Here is a 15,955-nt window from a genome sequence, read left to right on the forward strand (position 1 = left end):
GGCTCTCATGTGTGGTTATCAATCCACCGAACGTTTCACCCAACGCTTTCGTCAGCGTTTTGGTCTCACGCCGCGTGAATACCTCAAAACGCTGCCAAGTTAGCCGTCCCACTGCGGCCACTGCGCTTGGCACTAGACAGTTCAACTGGATTGGGTTAATGATCACGCTTCCTGTATACCCAAACTAAGTTAAAGAAAACCATGCAGATATTTGACCTCAACGTCTCAGAATCCCTGATACATAAAGTGATATTGGCCGTGGTGATGTATCTCATCTATCGCCTGTTCAAGCACCTGATGGGCAAAACGATTGTCGCGCTCGCCAACACCAAACAGGCGCATGCTTCACGCACCGCATTCATTCTGCGCAGCGTCAATATCGCCTTGCTGTTCGTTTTTGCCTCGCTGTATCTTATCGCCACCGGCGTCGGATATGGCGATGTGTCGCTGTTTCTCTCTTCAATTTTCGCCGTGCTTGGCGTGGCCTTGGTGGCGCAGTGGTCGATCCTCAGCAACATCACCGCCAGTTTTCTGATCTTTTTCGTTTTTCCTTATCGCGTTGGCGATTTGATTAAAGTGGTGGAAAAAGATGAAGATGTGCGGGGCAAAATCATTGATATCACCATGTTCCATGTGTTGATCCAGCATGAATCGGGCACCGTCATCACCTACCCGAATAACCTGATTTTACAAAAAGGGGTGCTCAAATTGTCTGAGGCGCCTGCCAAAGCCAAAAGCAAATCCCGTCTCTATACTCGTATTGGTAAATAGTTTTCGCTCATCCAGCCATCGCGGGGAAAAATGCCCGCGTGGCAGCGAGTGATCTTCTGCCAATTAGAGCGCGTACAAGCAGGCTAAAAACCGAGACGCACGGCCGATGAAATTTGACACGCTACGCCTGATTTTGGGTGATCAACTCAATCGAGAACACTCCTGGTTTCAGCAGCCCAATGAAAACACTTTATACGTGATGGCTGAGCTTGCTCAGGAAACGGGCTACGTGAAGCATCACGTGCAAAAAATCTGCGCCTTTTTCGCGGCGATGCGCGCCTTCGCGCAAGAGCTGCGACAGGCTGGCCACCACGTCTGCTATTTCACTCTTGATGAATCGGCGGCTTACGCCGAACTGCCTGCGCTCTTACATGCTCTTTGTGATTCGCACTCCATTCGCCATTTTGAATATCAGCAGCCAGACGAGTACCGCCTGCATCAACAGCTCGCTGCATTAGCTTTGCCGGTAGAGAGCATTCACTGCGTCGATAGCGAACACTTTTTGCTGCCGTTTAGCGATATTTCAAGCCATTTTAAGCCCGGTCAACATCGACTGATGGAGCATTTCTATCGTCAGATGCGCAAGCAAAGCGACATTTTGCTCGATACGGAGGGAAAGCCCGAAGGCGGAAAATGGAATTACGACAGCAAAAATCGCCGTAAACTAAGCGCCAAAGACATTGCTGAGCTGCCCAAACCGCTTGAGTTTCGCAACGACGTTCGGCCGATTTTATCGCTGCTCGAAAAACATCAGGTCGACCATTTTGGCCAAGCCGACGCGTGGCTGCTCTGGCCAATCAACCGCGCCCAGTCGCTCACCTTGCTGGCCCATTTTTGCCAAGTCTGTCTGCCAAGATTCGGCCATTTTCAGGATGCGATGACGGGCGAGCATGAGAGCCAGTGGAGCCTTTACCACAGTCGACTCTCCTTTGCCATCAACAGCAAAATACTCTCGCCCCGAGAGGTGATTGACGCGGCCATTCGCACTTATCATCAAGCTAAAGGGGCCATCGACATCGCGCAGATTGAAGGCTTTGTTCGCCAGATCCTTGGCTGGCGCGAGTACGTGCGCGGGGTTTACTGGAGCAATATGCCGCACTACGCGACGCTCAATTACTGGCAAGCTTCACGCCCGCTACCGAGTTATTTCTGGACAGGCAAAACCAAAATGCGCTGCCTGCAACACGCACTGACGCAATCGCTGCAATACGCCTACGCGCACCATATTCAACGCTTGATGGTGATTGGCAATTTTGCGCTGCTTAGCCAATGCCATCCCGATGAAGTGGATGCGTGGTATCTCGGCGTCTACATCGACGCATTAGAGTGGGTAGAAATGCCCAATACCCGCGGCATGGCGCTGTTTGCCGATGGCGGGATTGTCGGTACTAAGCCCTACACTGCTAGCGGCGCATACATCGACAAGATGAGTGACTATTGCAAAAAGTGCCACTATCAGGTGAAACAGCGCAGCGGCCCCGGTTCTTGCCCATTCAACAGCCTCTATTGGCACTTCGTTCACCAACATGATGCACTGTTTAGCCAGCACCCTCGCCTTGGCATGGTGTATCGTAACTGGTTAACCAAGCCCGAACATGAACAGCAAGCAATACTGGAAACGGCTAAGCACTATTTGATCCATCTAGAGAGCTTGTAGAGCACGCTTTTTACTGAAAATCTTCATCTTTCGGATTGGTCAGTAGGCTTTCTCCGCAATGCTGGGCTGCTTTTTCATCTTTCGGATTGCGTAAATTGCAGCTTTCCAACGATAGGCAGCCGCAGCCAATACACCCACCGAGTTCCTGTTGCAGAGCTTTCAACTGGGCGATGCGCAGTTCTAACTTGTCATGCCAACTGGTTGCCATCACTTCCCACTGCTGCTTGGTTGGCGCTTGGTGTTTGGGCAACTCAGCCAGCGCTTCAGCGATTTCTTCCAGCGATAAACCCACCTGCTGCGCCGCTTTAATCACTGCGATGCGGCGTAAAACACTGCGATGATATCGGCGCTGATTGCCCGCATTGCGCCAACTGCTGATCAACCCTTTTTGCTCATAAAAATGCAATGCAGAGACTTTGACTCCGGCACGTTTTGCCACGTCGCCGACACTCATTTCCATCTTATTTCTCCTTTGGCGATAAAAAGTGCTTTACCTCAAGTTAAGTTGAGCTTCTAGAGTAACCGCAAGTTGGTTATCTAGATGGAGAAAAAACATGAACTTGAGAACTGGAACGCAAAACCGCACCTTGCCTTACTTATCCGGACGTTTTTTTGATGGGATCTCTTCCGGTCTTTTTATGATGGCACTGCCGTGGATCATGCTGCAAACGCCCGATATGGGCTCCTTTGTGGCGATGACGGCACTGGCCTGTACCGCCATCTCCTTTGTACTCACCCCGTTTTTTTCCACTCTGGTTGACCGCCACTCGCGCAAGCAGATCCTAGTGTTCAATCAGGTGCTTCAAGCCAGCACTGCCGCTTTGGTTGCGCTCGCGTACCTGTTCGATTTGGGCTCTCACCTGCTACTCGCCCTCGCGCAATTGATCTTCTGGGTTTCGAGCAACCTCGCGTGGAGCACCAACAACGCTTTTACCCAAGAAAACTACGACGCCCACGAATACGCGGCCATTTCAGGCCAACAAGAAGTGGTGATGCAGGGCACCACGTTAGGCGCAGGGGCGCTTGGTGTCGTGTTACTGGAATACTGGGGAGTGGTGGAATTTGCACTGTTTGCGGCCATCGCTTCGGCGCTTGCCACGCTCAGTTATTGCTTCACGCCTTACCGACGTCAATTACGTTTGCATCAACCAAGTCGGTTTTGGACACAAATGGCTGAGAGTAAAACCATTTTCTCGGCCAGCCCACGCTTTTACGCCATCATTTTGCTCTCGTGCCTCTCGTATCCGGTGCTGACGTTTCTTAGCAAACTCGTACCGATTTGGTTTGCTGAACAACAGATCTCCGGTGACTGGTTTGCAGGATACAACATCGCTTTTGGCTTAGGCTCCCTTATTACGGGCTTGTTGGTCAGCCGCATTTTGGCTTTAACCAGCCCGTTGTCCATCATCCAATATTCACTTGGCGCTGCCGCTTTAGCGCTGGTTGGGATGAGTTTTTCCGCTTCACCCGCATTCATTCTGCTCTTTACAGCTGGTTTTGGTTTCTTCAATGCGTCAAACCGAATCGCTCGTATCAATTGGATGCACCACACCATCCCAATTGAGCAGCGCGGTCGGGTGGATGGGGGTATAGGCATGTTCTCCACCTTAGTGCAAAGTTTGAGTTACGTGTTGATTGCCATGCTCAACCACTATCAATCGACCCAAAGCGGCTTTGCCATTGCGGCCTTGGTACTAGCGGTGGCAACACTGGTGATTTGGCTGCTGCGCCGAAACGCTCACGCCATGTTGATAACCAACGCACCGGAACGCTCCGTCATTTAGACCGATTCCATGGCGGTCAACCCAGTCGCGCAACAAGCCAGCAACTAAGCAGTATGTGCATTTCGGCGCAAGCGAAAGGTTGATCGGTGTGACAAGTTGAGCAAGTTGTCGTGCGCGTCTGGGTGGATGTCGCTCAGTATGAATTGAATCACATAAAATTTGAGGCGATGGGTACACACTCTTGCTGGTATTCATGTCGTGTCGAGACAGCCTATGTATGGAGATCTGCGCAAAATGACTTGGAAGACGGGCAGGCGGTAACCCCGCCCGCTCAGGATGTTACGTCTCTTCCATTCATTGCAAGGAGCTCTTATGCCTATCAACCAAATCCGCAACATCGCTTTCATCGGCCAAACGGGCAGCGGCAAAACCACGCTCATCGAAAAACTGCTGTTTACCTGTGACGCTACCACGCACTTAGGCAGCGTCGAGAAAGGCGATACCGTCACCGACTTTGATGCTCAATCAATCCAATATCAGCACAGTATTGAAGCGACTCCGGTGGCACTGCGCTGGCAAAATCACCGTCTTAATATTATCGACACCCCCGGACAAGGCGAGCTGCTGGGGCGCACGCTCAGCGTCTTTCCGGCCGTCGAGGCTACTGCGCTGGTGTTGGATCCGCACACACCGCTGACTCAAATCTCCGATCGGTTATTTGAGTTCGCGAGTGAGCGGAAAAAATGCCAGATGATCATCATCAATAAAATCGACCACAACGACAAAGCGCTCAGCCGTCTGCTGCGTCAAATTGAAGAACATTTTGGTAGCCATTGCCTGCCTATCAACCTTCCCTCTGCCGATGGCAGCCAAGTAGTCGACTGTTTTTTCACCCCGCAATATCAAACACCAACACTGATTTCAGATGTCGAGACAACTCATGAAACCTTAGTGGATCAAGTGGTGGAAGTGGATGAGGATTTGATGGCGCTTTATCTGGAACAAGGCTCTGAGCTCACAGCGCAACAGCTGCATGACCCGTTTGAAGAAGCGCTGCGTACTGGCCATGTTATCCCGATCTGTTTTGCCTGTGCCGAAACGGGCGCAGGCATTGAACTGCTGCTGCAAACCCTGTGCGAATTGATGCCGATGCCCAATGAGGGCAACCCGCCGTTGCTGGAGAAAAACGGCAAACGTATCCGCGTCAACTGCGAGACACTGGAGCACAGCGTGGCGCATGTGTACAAAATCAGCGTTGATCCCTACATGGGTAAACTGGCCTATCTACGCGTGTTTCAAGGAGAGATCAACGCCGGCAGTCAACTCTATATCGGCGCGAGCAATAAAGCGTTTAAAGTCGGCCATCTCTATCAGTTACAAGGCAAGCAGCGCAGTGAAATTTCACGTGCCCTCGCAGGCGATTTTTGCGTGCTCGCCAAAGTCGACGAACTTGAATTTGATTCAATTGTGCACGACTCCCATGACGAAGATGGTATCTCTCTGAAAACGTTACAATTCCCACAGCCAATGTACAGCCTAAGCCTCAAACCCATAAAACGCGGCGATGAACAAAAACTGGGCGACGTGTTAAAGCGCATCGTCAGCGAAGATCCGTCACTGCGACTGGAACACCGCGCCCGCAGCAATGAGACCATTTTAAGCGGCCAAGGTGAATTTCATCTCAAGATCGCGCTGGAAAAAATGGCCAGCGTCTACAAGCTGGAGGTGGAGACCGAGCAGCCGAGTGTGGAATATTTCGAAACCATCACCCAAACCGCCGATGGCCAGTATCGGCATAAAAAGCAAAGCGGTGGCGCGGGGCAATTTGGTGAGGTGCACTTGCGTGTTAGACCGCTTGAGCGCGGCGAGGGCTTTAAGTTTGTCAACAAAGTCGTCGGCGGCGCCATCCCCACATCACTCATTCCTGCGGTTGAAAAAGGCATTCTGCAAGCGCTAGAAGAAGGGGCGATTTCCGGCAACCCAATTCGCGACATTGAAGTGACCGTTCACGATGGCAAATTCCATTCGGTGGATTCCAAAGAGATCGCTTTTGTAATTGCGGGGAAAAAAGCCTTCCTCAATGCGGTGGAAAACGCCGGGCCGATTGTGCTAGAGCCGATTGTGCAAATGGATCTGGTGATCCCCACGACCAGCGTCGGCGATGTCACTGGCGATTTGTCTGCCAATCGCGGTTTGATTGAGGGCACAGAGCCACAAACAAACCACTTCTCACTGATTCGCAGCAAGTCGCCGCTCAATGAGCTGCAAGATTACGCGCACAAACTCAGAGCAATGACAGGTGGTGAAGGCACATTCCAAATGACGCTCAGCCATTATGAGCCCGCGCCTCCTTCGGTACAGAGAAAAGTGTGTGAAAGCGCCTAAACTCTCGCGGCCAAGCTACAGGGAGCCTTGCGCTCCCTTATTTTTTCTCTTGCGGTTCCGCGATCTGATACAGTTTGTGCTCGGAGCAGGTGGTTTCGCAATTGCACACTTTATCGACACCGACCTGGTTTAACCCGCCACAGCTGCCTTGGATCGCTTTGCGCTTAAACATTACGCCAATCGCCATCAACGCGATGACAATGAGGAAAAAAGCAAATGCGTACAACAAAGTGGTCATGATTTACTCCTTAAACAGCCTGCGCAGCCCTTTGACTTGAAAGCCCCTGATGGGCGAGATCGCCGCCGCAGTATCTGGTGTTGCGATCAAACCACGAGCGCGCTCTCGGCGCGAGCCACAACAATGACTTTTCGAACCAGTGCGACACTCACGTCCTTGGCTCGCCTCAGTCAGCGGCATGGCTCCAGCGCTCAACACGGTAGCAAGAGAGTTGCGCCCGGCTACACGCTCGACCAACACATTCCCAGCCAGCAATTTCGCCAGCGATTTCTGCCCGATGTTTTTTACCATCACCTTGTTGACCTTGGCAGCGAGCAATTGTGCAATCAAGCGTTTTTTTCCGTGACAACCTTCACTGCTTAGCGCCGGATTATCTAAATAGTTTAGAACATTGCCGCGATCATCAAGCAAAGCAAAGCGCTGCGCTTTGGTGAAATGGTTCGCGACATTTTGATCGTTAACGGGGACTGCGATGATCATCATTCTTCCTCCAGTGAGAATTTCAACATTTTGCCTTGCACCAAACAGAGCGCGACTTTGTGACGCGCACATTTGACGATGTTGCCAAACGTCTGTCGGGAAACCCCCATACTCTGCGCAGCATCGATCTGATTCATTTGCAGAAGATCGGCCAAACGCAGCGCTTCCAGCTCATCGGCATCAAGCGTTTCTGCCTGTAAGTTCGATGTCGGAATGCCGTTAGGCTTAAAACAACTGGCGGGTGGTCGGCAGCCGATATGGCGTGGTTTTCTTGGTCTGGGCATGGTGTTTCCAAAAAGCAAATCGATAACGAAAAGGTAAACCATGTTATTGGCATATGCCAATAACAAAAAGCTCAATGTAAGATTGCACGAAAAACAAAAGCCGCATGATGCGGCTTTATAGGATGGCACTCAGGTGAACGTCTATTTGTCGAACGACAAGTTCATCTGGCGAATTTTTTCTTCAAATTCAGCGAGGCTTTCCGCTTTGTAGGTTGGCGCACCATTAAAGTAACGTGGTTTTTCTGGGAGCATCGCGTTCTTTAACTCATGCTCCTGCTCGTGATTGTCATGATAGACAGTGACACGATGCGGAATATCCTGCTTGAATGTAGCCATTCTGTTCTCCTTGCTGACTGACCGTAAAAACCAGCCTTAAGCGTAGTAAAGCTGGCTAGGCTGTCAACGGCAACAAAAGGGTGGTTTTGCAGCCAATTTCGCTAATCTTCTAGCAAATCAATAGAAAGCAGTGACAAGAGGTAAAGTAAGCGGGATTCGATATGACAAAATTGTGATCCAGCACATCAATCGCACAGCTCAAACGGCCACGGTTAGCTTTGTCCAGCCAACAATCAGCACCATAGCGCAAAGTAGCCAAATCAAGGTCGCGCCAAATAAAGTCGCCAGCAGCGAAAAACGGTAGCTGAGATAATAAACCGCCAGCAAATAAGCCGCGTACGGCAGCAGTGACCACAGACCAAATAAGGCGGCTTGACGTAAATCCTCCATGCTACGCTCACTACCAATAATGAAGTGAGCAATCAGCGCAAAGGTGGGAAACAGCGGTACTAACCCCGCAATGTAAAAGCTCTTACTTTTGGACAGCAGCGCAATGAGAAGCACCGCTGCCGCCCCTAACAATGACTTAAAAAACAGGCTGAGCACTGGCCTTAACCTCTCGCTTAAAATGTGCGCAAATCGTAAAAGATCGCGCCCAAGAAGCCAGTTACAATCACGGGAAATTCTCACCGCATGAGAATTCAGCTCAAATCGGTTTCAGACAAGCGCCCAGTCGCGACGCTGCGCTATCCGCAACGCGCGCCACAAAATGCCAAATGGGTGGCGAAAGCACATCTTCTTCATCGCTTATTCGCTGCCGTGGCGTATAATCGCAGCGTTTATCACAGGGCATATACAATCCTCCAACAAAGAAGTCACAACCATGTCTGCTGCCAGTTTTTTTCGCTTACTCTGTCTTGCTGCCATTTGGGGCAGCTCTTTTCTCTTCATGCGTATCGCAGCGCACAGTTTTGGGCCTGCGTATCTGATTGAATTTCGAGTACTGTTCGCCGCACTGAGCCTGCTAGTGGTTGCTCTTTATTTGAAAAAGAATCTCGCGCCTTTGTTGCGCCATCCGAAACATTTTTTGATGATTGGCCTGTTTAATACCGCCTTGCCCTTTCTTTGTTTCGCTTACGCTGCGCAAACCCTTAACGCCTCGACATTGGCGGTGCTCAACTCCACGGCTGTCATTTGGGGGGTAATCATCAGTTACCTTTGGTACCGCACCCCAATCTCAGCCAAAGGGGTATTGGGTTTGCTACTCGGCATTAGCGGCGTCGTCGTGTTAGTTGGCTGGGATGCGCTGCAAATCGGTCAGCAAGCGATCTTACCAATTATCGCCGCCGTCTCTGCCGCGTTTTGCTACGGAATCGCCACCAATTACACCAAAAACGCCCCGCAAATTGCCGCGTTTGATAACGCGCACGGTAGTATGTGGATGGCGGTGCTATTGGTGCTTCCTCTGCTGCCGTTTGCACCAATGCGTGATATGCCGAGCTCCTTTGAGATGCTTTCGGTTACCGCCCTCGGTGTGTTGTGTACCGGTGTTGCCTATCTGATGTACTTTCGCCTGATTGCGGAAATCGGCCCTGCTTCTGCGTTGTCGGTGACATTTCTTATCCCTGCCTTTGGTATTTTTTGGGGCTATCTGGTGCTCGGCGAACCAATTGGTTTAAATACCGTGGCGGGAACCGTGTTAGTGCTGAGCGGCACTACGCTGGTCACCGGATTCTCACTCAAAGCCGCGCTGAAACCACCAACCCCCAAAGCAGGAGCCATGTAGTTTATGTATGGATTTGTCAGTCAAGATTGCAATTGAACACTATTCAATTAAAATTATTGCCTCTTCATTTACGATGGCAATTTCTGATGAATCGAATCCTTACCTACGCTACCTTCACAATGTTTTTGTCGGCCTGTACAACCATGAGCCCAGACGAGTGCCGTGTCGCCAACTGGCAACAAATCGGCTATCGCGATGGGCAAAACGGTAGCGACCCCAGCATCATTCAGCGCTACAGCAAAGATTGCGCAGACGCGGGCGTTGCAGCAGACAGCGACCTGTGGCGCAAAGGCTTTAAGCAAGGCACGGTGCTCTACTGTTCGCCAGATAACGGTTACCGTGTCGGTAAACAGGGCTGGGAATACTACGGTGTTTGTGAGAGCGAACAATTTCTCAGTAACTACCAGTTGGGTCGGCAAGAGTATCTCGTTCAGCAGCGAATTGCGGAGATTGACCGACAAATTGACGACATCGATCGGCAACTGAGCAGTTTCAAAGAGTCCGATCAAGATAAACAGAAACGCAACGTGCTGCAAAGCAAACGGCGCGATTTAGTTCGAGAACGCAGCTTACTATTATCGCCCTCTTACAACATCAATTTCTCTTTCTGAATCTTATCGGCCAAATGTGTGAAGATTTGGTGAATTTCTCTAATTTTTCGCATCAGGCCGTTGCAAAGCCCAGTTGATCTGGGCACTCTCAAACTTGCCGTAACTGATTGTTCAGGAATAGAAATAGTGAATTTTATTAAACCGTTAACATACTTTTTATCGATGAGTTTAAGCGGATTTGCCGCCGCCGAGGTGACACTGACGGTACCTGACGAGGTGACTTTACTCGTCGCCAATGGGAAAACACCGAAACTCTCAGGCAGCCTCTTTGCCACCAGCAAAACCGCCACACTGCCCGATGGCGAGAATCAGATCGTATTCCGCTACGAACCGTTTTTTAGCCAAGGCAATGACCGCATCGGCGTTGAAAGTGACGTGATTGTGGCAAAGTTTACCGCCAATGGCAGCGAACTGAGTTTTTTTATGCCGAAATACCGCGATCATCGCGTTGCTGAAAGTGAGATCAAACAGCTCGACTGGCAGTTGATCGATGCCGATGGCCAAACGGTAGAGAAAACGGAAGACAAGCTGATCAAGGAAGGGCTGCAAATTGGCCGTGATTTTCATCGTGAAGTGGAAGACTACAACCGCGCTGGCGGCATCGCCGCGATTGGTGCCCCACTCACCGTTGCCGCATTAAAGCCAGTGGTGGAAGGGCATCAAGCCTCAAGCGCCGCTGAAGAGATGCTGCATTTCTGGTATGAAAAAGCCGACGATGAAACCAAAGCACGCTTTAAGGCCTTTATTAATGAGCAGTGATTGACTCCACCCTGCTCAAGAGCGCTGATTTTATCAGGGCTCTTGTTTTTTCAAGCGACATCCACCTCGCTGACTCACTTACCAGACTCACTTACCAATAGCGCTCGTAGAGGATGTGTCCGCCTGTTTGACGACGATATTTTTCTAACCCCAAACTTTGCAACACCGCCGTAGTCTCTTTAATCATCTCAGGATTGCCGCACAACATGGCAAAACTGCGTTCAGAGCTGAGAGTACACTGCAAATGGTCAAACAACGCTCCCGATTGCAATAAGTCAGGGATGCGCCCTTTCAGCGCGCCAGCACTTGACTCTCGCGAGACCACGGGCACGTATCTGAGGCGTCCTTGGTAGAGCTCAGCAAGCTGTTCTATCAGGTAGCGATAAACGAGATCTTTCTCGTAGCGAACCGCATGTAACAAAACAATCTGGTCACAGCGAGGAGGCTGAGTGATGTCGTCAAGCAAAGAGAGAAAAGGTCCGATGCCCGTGCCGGTGGCAAACAACCAGAGATCTTGAGTTGATTTAGGAATCGTTTCTGCCGTGAGATCGCCGTGCGCGGTTTGCCCAACGTAGATCTCATCGCCGGGTTTTAACGCTTGCAGCTTCGGCGTCAATTGCCCTTCTGGGTTAGCGACAATGAGAAATTCCAACCAGTCACTATTGACCGAGGGTGCATTCACCAAAGAGTAAGCACGACTGAGCGCTTTACCATTTTCCCCTGGCAACGCCAGTTTCGTAAATTGTCCTGCTTTGAAATCGAGATTGGCCCCGTTGATACGCAGACTAAATAACTCATCCGTCCAATCTGTACGCTTGCCCACAACCGCTCGATTAAAACCCGCCAGTTCTGTCATCGCTACTTCTCCTTGCGCACACATTTAAGCAAAAGGTACGTTGCTCTCGCGTCTTAGTAAAGCTTACACCTTACCAATTTCAACACAAAACATCTTTTATTTTTACATTCTGTTAATCTAATCATTACATAATTGTCGCATACAATTTAGAATAAAAACTCGAAATGGTAAGACGAATCACGAAAAGGAGCGCCAATGCATTCACTATTAGAAGAGTTTCCGGTTATCACCGAGATTAAGGTCGCGTGGGGAGAAATGGACGCGCTACAGCACGTCAACAATGTTGTCTACTTCCGCTACTTTGAAACAGCGCGTTTAGAGTATTTTGCGCAAATCAACCTGATGGATGAACTGAAAAAGACGCAGATTGGCCCCGTATTAAGTGACACTCAATGCCGTTATCGCATTCCAGTGACCTACCCCGACACCTTGCTCATCGGCTCCAGAGTGACGCAGGTGGGTGAAGATCGCTTTACCATGGAATATCAGGTCGTGAGTAAAAACATGGGCAAGGTCACCACCATAGGCATTGCTACTGTGGTGATGTTCGATTTTAAAAATCAGTGCAAAGCGCCACTATCAGAACGCTTAAGAGATGCGATGCTCACCTTGCAGCCCACGCTTAGCTAACGTTCGTACCAGCCTCAGCTCTATGACTGAGGCGTTTTGCTGATAAATCGGCTATAGTCGGGCAAAATTATCTCTCACGACCCCTCCGATGAAAGCACTGAACGATCTGAACATTTTCGTGGAAACCGCTCGTCAGGGCAGTTTTTCAAAAGCGGCCAACAGCCTTGATCTCACTCCTGCCGCGGTGAGCGCTGCAATTAAACGCCTTGAAGAGCAGATCCATTTCCCGCTGTTTGTACGCTCGACGCGCAGCTTACGTCTTACGGGGGATGGCACGCTTTTCCTGCAAAAAACCAGTGCGGCACTCAACTTGATTGAAGAGGGTTTAAATGAGATCAACTGCGCTCGGGGCGAATTAGCCGGGCAGCTTTATGTCAGCGCCCCTTCCGATTTTGGCCGCAACATGCTCTTGGAGTGGATTGATGAGTTTATCGAACTGCACCCACGGGTAGCCGTTAAACTCGACCTGTCAGACAGCCTTACCGACATGTATAGCCAGCCCGTCGATGTCGCAATTCGCTACGGCGAACCAGCCGATTCGAGCTTAATTGCTATTCCGCTGTGCAAGTCCAATGAGCGCATTTTGTGCGCGTCACCGGAGTACGTCGGCTCTCATGCGCCGCTTCGCGAGCCTAGCGACCTGCTTCAGCACAACTGCTTGTGCTACATGCTCTCTGGTTCGCTGCACAACAAATGGCAGTTGCATCGTCAAGGTGAAACGGAAAGTGTGGTCGTCAGCGGCAATCCAACCACCAATGACGGCGAAGTAGCACATCGCCAAGCATTAAAAGGCAAAGGCGTCGCGTATAAATCACTGATGGATATTAGCCAAGATATTCTAAGCGGCCGATTGGTGCGCGTGTTGCCTGAATGGGATGGCGGCGTGGTACCGATTTACATGATGTGTACCGATCGGCGGGCAATCACGCCACTTATCCGTACTTTCCAAGAATTTGTACAAAATAAGTGCTGCCAGCAACGTCAAGCGGTACTGGCAGCCATTGAGCAGCATTGTCAGCTAAACCACACAGAACTAAGCCACGAATGAGAGCGGACGAAGGTGCAGGTATTCTAAAATATCGGCACTGTCCACTTGTTGCTTGAAGGCTTGAAAGTGGTCGCTGGCGACGTGTCTATCAAGACTTTGCTGCGAACACCAGATCTCTTGCATAAAAAAAAGGCCTTCGATTTGGCTGTCGGCAAAAAGCTCATACTGGCAGCAGCCCTCTTCCTGACGCGTCGGTTCAAGCAGCGCTGTGAGTAAACCGCGAACTTGTTCGATGTGCTCAGCGTGCGCTTTAATTTCCACTAATAGATGAATCATGATTCAGATCTCGGTAAAAACCGTTTCGGCTGGCCAGCGCGATTTCGGTAGTTTGGCATTAAAATCGGCTTCACTATGATAGCCCAGCGGCACAATCACTAAACTGGTCAGCCCTTTATCACGCAGACCAAACTCCTCATCGAGCACTTTGGCATCAAAGCCTTCAATCGGCACCGCGTCAATCTCCATCGCAGACGCACCCAGCAGCAAAGTACCGACATTCAGATAGACTTGTTTCTCCATCCAGTGATGCGCATCTTTGAGATCAAAACGGTGCAAATTGACGAAAAAGGAGCGACCATTGTGCATGCCAGTTTTGCTCGCTTCATCGGCAAAACGTCCATCTTTATCTTCGTTTTCAAGGAGATCCAGTAGATAGTTTTCATCAATGCTGGTTTTGGCACAAAACACCACAACGTGTGATGCATCCAGCACTTTGCGCTCGTTAAAAGCAAAACCGCCTTGAGTCGCTTTGGCAATGCGCGCTTTGCCCTCGTCGCTGCTAGCGACGATAAAGTGCCAAGGCTGAGAGTTAACGCTCGAAGCACTCATACGCAGTAGCTCTTTGATCTCTTCGACTTTCTCTGGCGCAATTTTTCGGCTGGCATCAAATGCTTTGGTGGAATAACGGGATTTGGCGGCGTGAACAATACTCATATTTTCTCCAATTAGTGGACCCGTGGTCCTTCATGTCGTTTGTGTGGCTAATCTAACCGACTGAACCCATTTGAAAAACCGCCAGTGATTAACTTCTTTTTCAAATTTTTTTTGAAAATAGTACTCCCACTATTCTACATCCGTCGGATTTAAGACAAACGCGGCAAGACCCGTTAAACTGCGTCCGCTAAACCCAGAACAAGGAAAGAAAAATGCATCACGCACTGACGTTTCACCACGAAGGACTGACGTTCACCCCGCACTATTTTAACGTACCATTGGATTATGCAGACCAAAGCAAAGGCGAGATTGAGATTTTTGCCCGCGCCGTGCGCCGCACTGGTGATGAGGAAAAGCCTTGGCTCGTTTACTTTCAAGGTGGACCGGGCTTTGCGGCGGGAAGGCCAACAGGCAACAGCGGATGGCTCAAGCGTGCATTGCAACAGTATCGCGTACTACTTTTAGACCAACGTGGCACGGGCAACAGCAGCGTGATCAGCCATCAGACCTTAGCCGAGCTCAGCGCGCAGCAACAGGCCGATTATCTGCAACATTTTCGCGCCGATAACATAGTGCGCGATGCCGAGTTTATTCGCCGTGAGTTAGGCATCGAAAAGTGGGCCATTTTAGGCCAGAGTTTTGGTGGTTTTTGTTCCCTCACGTACCTATCACTGTTCCCAGACAGTCTACTGCGCAGCTACATCACTGGTGGAGTGCCATCGATTTCGCGCCACCCCGATGATGTCTATCAGGCGACGTTTAAGCGCACCATGGACAAAAACCGCGCCTTCTTCGAACAATTTCCGCAAGCGCAAACTCTCTGCCAGCAAATCGCCGACCATCTGCTGACACATAACGAATATTTGCCCAACGGCCAGCGTTTTACCGTCGAGCAGTTCCAGCAAACGGGCATTCACTTTGGCATGAGTGACACCTTCCTTGCGACCTACTATTTGCTGGAAAATGCCTTTATCAACCTGAACGGCAAAGCGGCGCTACGCTATGAGTTTTTGCAGCAGATGCTGGAACAACAGTCGTTTAACACCAACCCAATCTACGCCATTTTACATGAGTCGATTTACTGTCAGGGTTTTGCGTCAAACTGGAGCGCGCACCGCGTGCGCCAAGCGCAGCAAGTGTTTGACTATCAGCCGGGCCAAGCGTTTTACTTCACAGGGGAAATGGTCTTCCCTTGGATGTTTGATCAATACATCAATCTTAAACCACTTCAGCAAGCGGCCGAGCTCCTCGCACAAAAAGCCGATTGGGACGACTTGTATGATGCCGAACAGCTCAAGCGTAACAGCGTGCCGGTAAGCTGCGCGGTATACGCCGATGATATGTTTGTGGAGATGGATTTCAGCCGTGAAACTTTAGCGCTGATGCCCAACGCCAAAGCGTGGATCACCAACGAGTATGAACACAACGGCTTACGTGCCGACGGTGAACGCATCCTCGATCGCTTAATCGCCATGGGCGAGCAGATCGCGGCCAATCAGAGCGTGTCTCGCTAAGCG

19 protein-coding genes and 1 pseudogene are annotated in these 15,955 nt (G+C 50.4%); 11 read left to right on the forward strand and 9 right to left on the reverse strand.

Going from position 1 to position 15,955, the window contains the following annotated elements; genetic code table 11:
- Position 1: 1 nt before the first annotated feature.
- The 3 genes and pseudogenes from UF06_RS23370 to UF06_RS00885 all read left to right on the forward strand — a co-directional run.
- Positions 2-103, forward strand: a pseudogene (locus UF06_RS23370) (AraC family transcriptional regulator); the annotation flags it as partial.
- A gap of 98 nt (positions 104-201) precedes the next feature.
- Complete coding sequence (locus UF06_RS00880; RefSeq protein ID WP_045568755.1) at positions 202-771, forward strand: mechanosensitive ion channel family protein; 570 nt, start codon at positions 202-204, stop codon at positions 769-771.
- Positions 772-877: 106 nt separating this feature from the next.
- Positions 878-2,428: a cryptochrome/photolyase family protein gene (locus UF06_RS00885; protein ID WP_045568756.1), complete on the forward strand. Its 1,551-nt coding sequence runs from the start codon at positions 878-880 to the stop codon at positions 2,426-2,428.
- 10 nt (positions 2,429-2,438) lie between these two features.
- On the opposite strand, the gene soxR is transcribed toward UF06_RS00885, so the two are convergent.
- The gene (soxR, locus tag UF06_RS00890; RefSeq protein ID WP_045568757.1) at positions 2,439-2,888 is read right to left on the reverse strand and encodes a redox-sensitive transcriptional activator SoxR; all 450 of its coding nucleotides are present in this window, start codon (positions 2,886-2,888) and stop codon (positions 2,439-2,441) included.
- Between the two features lie 94 nt (positions 2,889-2,982).
- Here soxR and UF06_RS00895 point away from each other — a divergent pair, with 94 nt between their 5' ends.
- Both UF06_RS00895 and fusA read left to right on the forward strand, forming a co-directional pair.
- A complete protein-coding gene (locus tag UF06_RS00895; RefSeq protein WP_045568758.1) occupies positions 2,983-4,212 on the forward strand; it encodes an MFS transporter in 1,230 nt (409 codons plus the stop codon).
- Positions 4,213-4,524: 312 nt separating this feature from the next.
- A complete protein-coding gene (fusA, locus tag UF06_RS00900) occupies positions 4,525-6,537 on the forward strand; it encodes an elongation factor G (RefSeq protein ID WP_045568759.1) in 2,013 nt (670 codons plus the stop codon).
- A 37-nt stretch (positions 6,538-6,574) separates the two neighbouring features.
- Here the strand turns inward: fusA and nqrM are convergent, their stop codons facing one another.
- The 5 genes from nqrM to UF06_RS00925 all read right to left on the reverse strand — a co-directional run bounded on the left by nqrM (position 6,575) and on the right by UF06_RS00925 (position 8,421).
- A complete protein-coding gene (gene nqrM / locus UF06_RS00905; RefSeq protein ID WP_039441349.1) occupies positions 6,575-6,775 on the reverse strand; it encodes a (Na+)-NQR maturation NqrM in 201 nt (66 codons plus the stop codon).
- Positions 6,776-6,778: 3 nt separating this feature from the next.
- Positions 6,779-7,258 (reverse strand): NifB/NifX family molybdenum-iron cluster-binding protein, encoded by a 480-nt coding sequence (locus UF06_RS00910; protein WP_052702482.1) that lies wholly within the window; start codon positions 7,256-7,258, stop codon positions 6,779-6,781.
- Positions 7,255-7,539 (reverse strand): DUF134 domain-containing protein, encoded by a 285-nt coding sequence (locus UF06_RS00915; protein WP_045568796.1) that lies wholly within the window; start codon positions 7,537-7,539, stop codon positions 7,255-7,257. The genes UF06_RS00910 and UF06_RS00915 overlap by 4 nt, the downstream gene beginning before the upstream one ends.
- 141 nt (positions 7,540-7,680) lie before the next feature.
- Positions 7,681-7,875, reverse strand: coding sequence for a hypothetical protein (locus tag UF06_RS00920; protein ID WP_045568760.1), 195 nt, complete (start codon positions 7,873-7,875; stop codon positions 7,681-7,683).
- 198 nt (positions 7,876-8,073) lie between these two features.
- Complete coding sequence (locus UF06_RS00925) at positions 8,074-8,421, reverse strand: GlpM family protein (RefSeq protein WP_045568761.1); 348 nt, start codon at positions 8,419-8,421, stop codon at positions 8,074-8,076.
- A gap of 277 nt (positions 8,422-8,698) precedes the next feature.
- Here UF06_RS00925 and UF06_RS00930 point away from each other — a divergent pair, with 277 nt between their 5' ends.
- From UF06_RS00930 to UF06_RS00940, 3 genes are all read left to right on the forward strand, one after another.
- Complete coding sequence (locus UF06_RS00930; RefSeq protein ID WP_045568762.1) at positions 8,699-9,601, forward strand: DMT family transporter; 903 nt, start codon at positions 8,699-8,701, stop codon at positions 9,599-9,601.
- Positions 9,602-9,687: 86 nt separating this feature from the next.
- Positions 9,688-10,212, forward strand: a complete 525-nt coding sequence (locus tag UF06_RS00935) for a DUF2799 domain-containing protein (RefSeq protein ID WP_045568763.1) — start codon at positions 9,688-9,690, stop codon at positions 10,210-10,212.
- 126 nt (positions 10,213-10,338) lie between these two features.
- Positions 10,339-10,971 (forward strand): DUF2057 family protein, encoded by a 633-nt coding sequence (locus UF06_RS00940; protein ID WP_082069511.1) that lies wholly within the window; start codon positions 10,339-10,341, stop codon positions 10,969-10,971.
- A gap of 91 nt (positions 10,972-11,062) precedes the next feature.
- Here UF06_RS00940 and UF06_RS00945 read toward each other — a convergent pair whose 3' ends face one another.
- Positions 11,063-11,827, reverse strand: a complete 765-nt coding sequence (locus UF06_RS00945; protein ID WP_045568764.1) for a ferredoxin--NADP reductase — start codon at positions 11,825-11,827, stop codon at positions 11,063-11,065.
- Positions 11,828-12,022: 195 nt separating this feature from the next.
- Between UF06_RS00945 and UF06_RS00950 the strand changes: the two genes are divergently transcribed.
- Both UF06_RS00950 and UF06_RS00955 read left to right on the forward strand, forming a co-directional pair.
- Positions 12,023-12,457, forward strand: a complete 435-nt coding sequence (locus UF06_RS00950; RefSeq protein WP_045568765.1) for a thioesterase family protein — start codon at positions 12,023-12,025, stop codon at positions 12,455-12,457.
- Between the two features lie 88 nt (positions 12,458-12,545).
- On the forward strand, positions 12,546-13,505 hold the full coding sequence (locus UF06_RS00955) for a LysR family transcriptional regulator (RefSeq protein WP_045568766.1): 960 nt from the start codon (positions 12,546-12,548) through the stop codon (positions 13,503-13,505).
- Here UF06_RS00955 and UF06_RS00960 read toward each other — a convergent pair.
- Together UF06_RS00960 and UF06_RS00965 are read right to left on the reverse strand one after the other, a co-directional pair.
- A complete protein-coding gene (locus tag UF06_RS00960; RefSeq protein WP_045568767.1) occupies positions 13,491-13,781 on the reverse strand; it encodes a putative quinol monooxygenase in 291 nt (96 codons plus the stop codon). The two genes, UF06_RS00955 and UF06_RS00960, sit on opposite strands and share 15 nt — an antisense overlap.
- Positions 13,782-13,784: 3 nt before the next feature.
- A complete protein-coding gene (locus UF06_RS00965) occupies positions 13,785-14,438 on the reverse strand; it encodes an oxygen-insensitive NAD(P)H-dependent nitroreductase NfsB (protein WP_039428422.1) in 654 nt (217 codons plus the stop codon).
- Between the two features lie 212 nt (positions 14,439-14,650).
- Between UF06_RS00965 and UF06_RS00970 the strand changes: the two genes are divergently transcribed.
- On the forward strand, positions 14,651-15,952 hold the full coding sequence (locus UF06_RS00970; protein ID WP_045568768.1) for an alpha/beta fold hydrolase: 1,302 nt from the start codon (positions 14,651-14,653) through the stop codon (positions 15,950-15,952).
- Positions 15,953-15,955 lie beyond the last annotated feature (3 nt).

Origin of the sequence: Vibrio sp. S234-5, from assembly GCF_000960595.1 — a bacterium.
In the GTDB taxonomy this organism is placed as follows: domain Bacteria; phylum Pseudomonadota; class Gammaproteobacteria; order Enterobacterales; family Vibrionaceae; genus Vibrio.

Bases quoted from the DNA above. Each gene is read 5' to 3' on its own strand.
- UF06_RS00960 (WP_045568767.1), bottom strand. From the start codon at position 13,781: ATGATTCATCTATTAGTGGAAATTAAAGCGCACGCTGAGCACATCGAA.
- soxR (WP_045568757.1), bottom strand. From the start codon at position 2,888: ATGGAAATGAGTGTCGGCGACGTGGCAAAACGTGCCGGAGTCAAAGTC.
- UF06_RS00950 (WP_045568765.1), top strand. From the start codon at position 12,023: ATGCATTCACTATTAGAAGAGTTTCCGGTTATCACCGAGATTAAGGTC.
- UF06_RS00910 (WP_052702482.1), bottom strand. From the start codon at position 7,258: ATGATGATCATCGCAGTCCCCGTTAACGATCAAAATGTCGCGAACCAT.
- UF06_RS00935 (WP_045568763.1), top strand. From the start codon at position 9,688: ATGAATCGAATCCTTACCTACGCTACCTTCACAATGTTTTTGTCGGCC.
- UF06_RS00880 (WP_045568755.1), top strand. From the start codon at position 202: ATGCAGATATTTGACCTCAACGTCTCAGAATCCCTGATACATAAAGTG.
- UF06_RS00915 (WP_045568796.1), bottom strand. From the start codon at position 7,539: ATGCCCAGACCAAGAAAACCACGCCATATCGGCTGCCGACCACCCGCC.
- nqrM (WP_039441349.1), bottom strand. From the start codon at position 6,775: ATGACCACTTTGTTGTACGCATTTGCTTTTTTCCTCATTGTCATCGCG.
- UF06_RS00955 (WP_045568766.1), top strand. From the start codon at position 12,546: ATGAAAGCACTGAACGATCTGAACATTTTCGTGGAAACCGCTCGTCAG.
- UF06_RS00970 (WP_045568768.1), top strand. From the start codon at position 14,651: ATGCATCACGCACTGACGTTTCACCACGAAGGACTGACGTTCACCCCG.
- UF06_RS00945 (WP_045568764.1), bottom strand. From the start codon at position 11,827: ATGACAGAACTGGCGGGTTTTAATCGAGCGGTTGTGGGCAAGCGTACA.
- UF06_RS00895 (WP_045568758.1), top strand. From the start codon at position 2,983: ATGAACTTGAGAACTGGAACGCAAAACCGCACCTTGCCTTACTTATCC.
- UF06_RS00965 (WP_039428422.1), bottom strand. From the start codon at position 14,438: ATGAGTATTGTTCACGCCGCCAAATCCCGTTATTCCACCAAAGCATTT.
- fusA (WP_045568759.1), top strand. From the start codon at position 4,525: ATGCCTATCAACCAAATCCGCAACATCGCTTTCATCGGCCAAACGGGC.
- UF06_RS00885 (WP_045568756.1), top strand. From the start codon at position 878: ATGAAATTTGACACGCTACGCCTGATTTTGGGTGATCAACTCAATCGA.
- UF06_RS00930 (WP_045568762.1), top strand. From the start codon at position 8,699: ATGTCTGCTGCCAGTTTTTTTCGCTTACTCTGTCTTGCTGCCATTTGG.
- UF06_RS00920 (WP_045568760.1), bottom strand. From the start codon at position 7,875: ATGGCTACATTCAAGCAGGATATTCCGCATCGTGTCACTGTCTATCAT.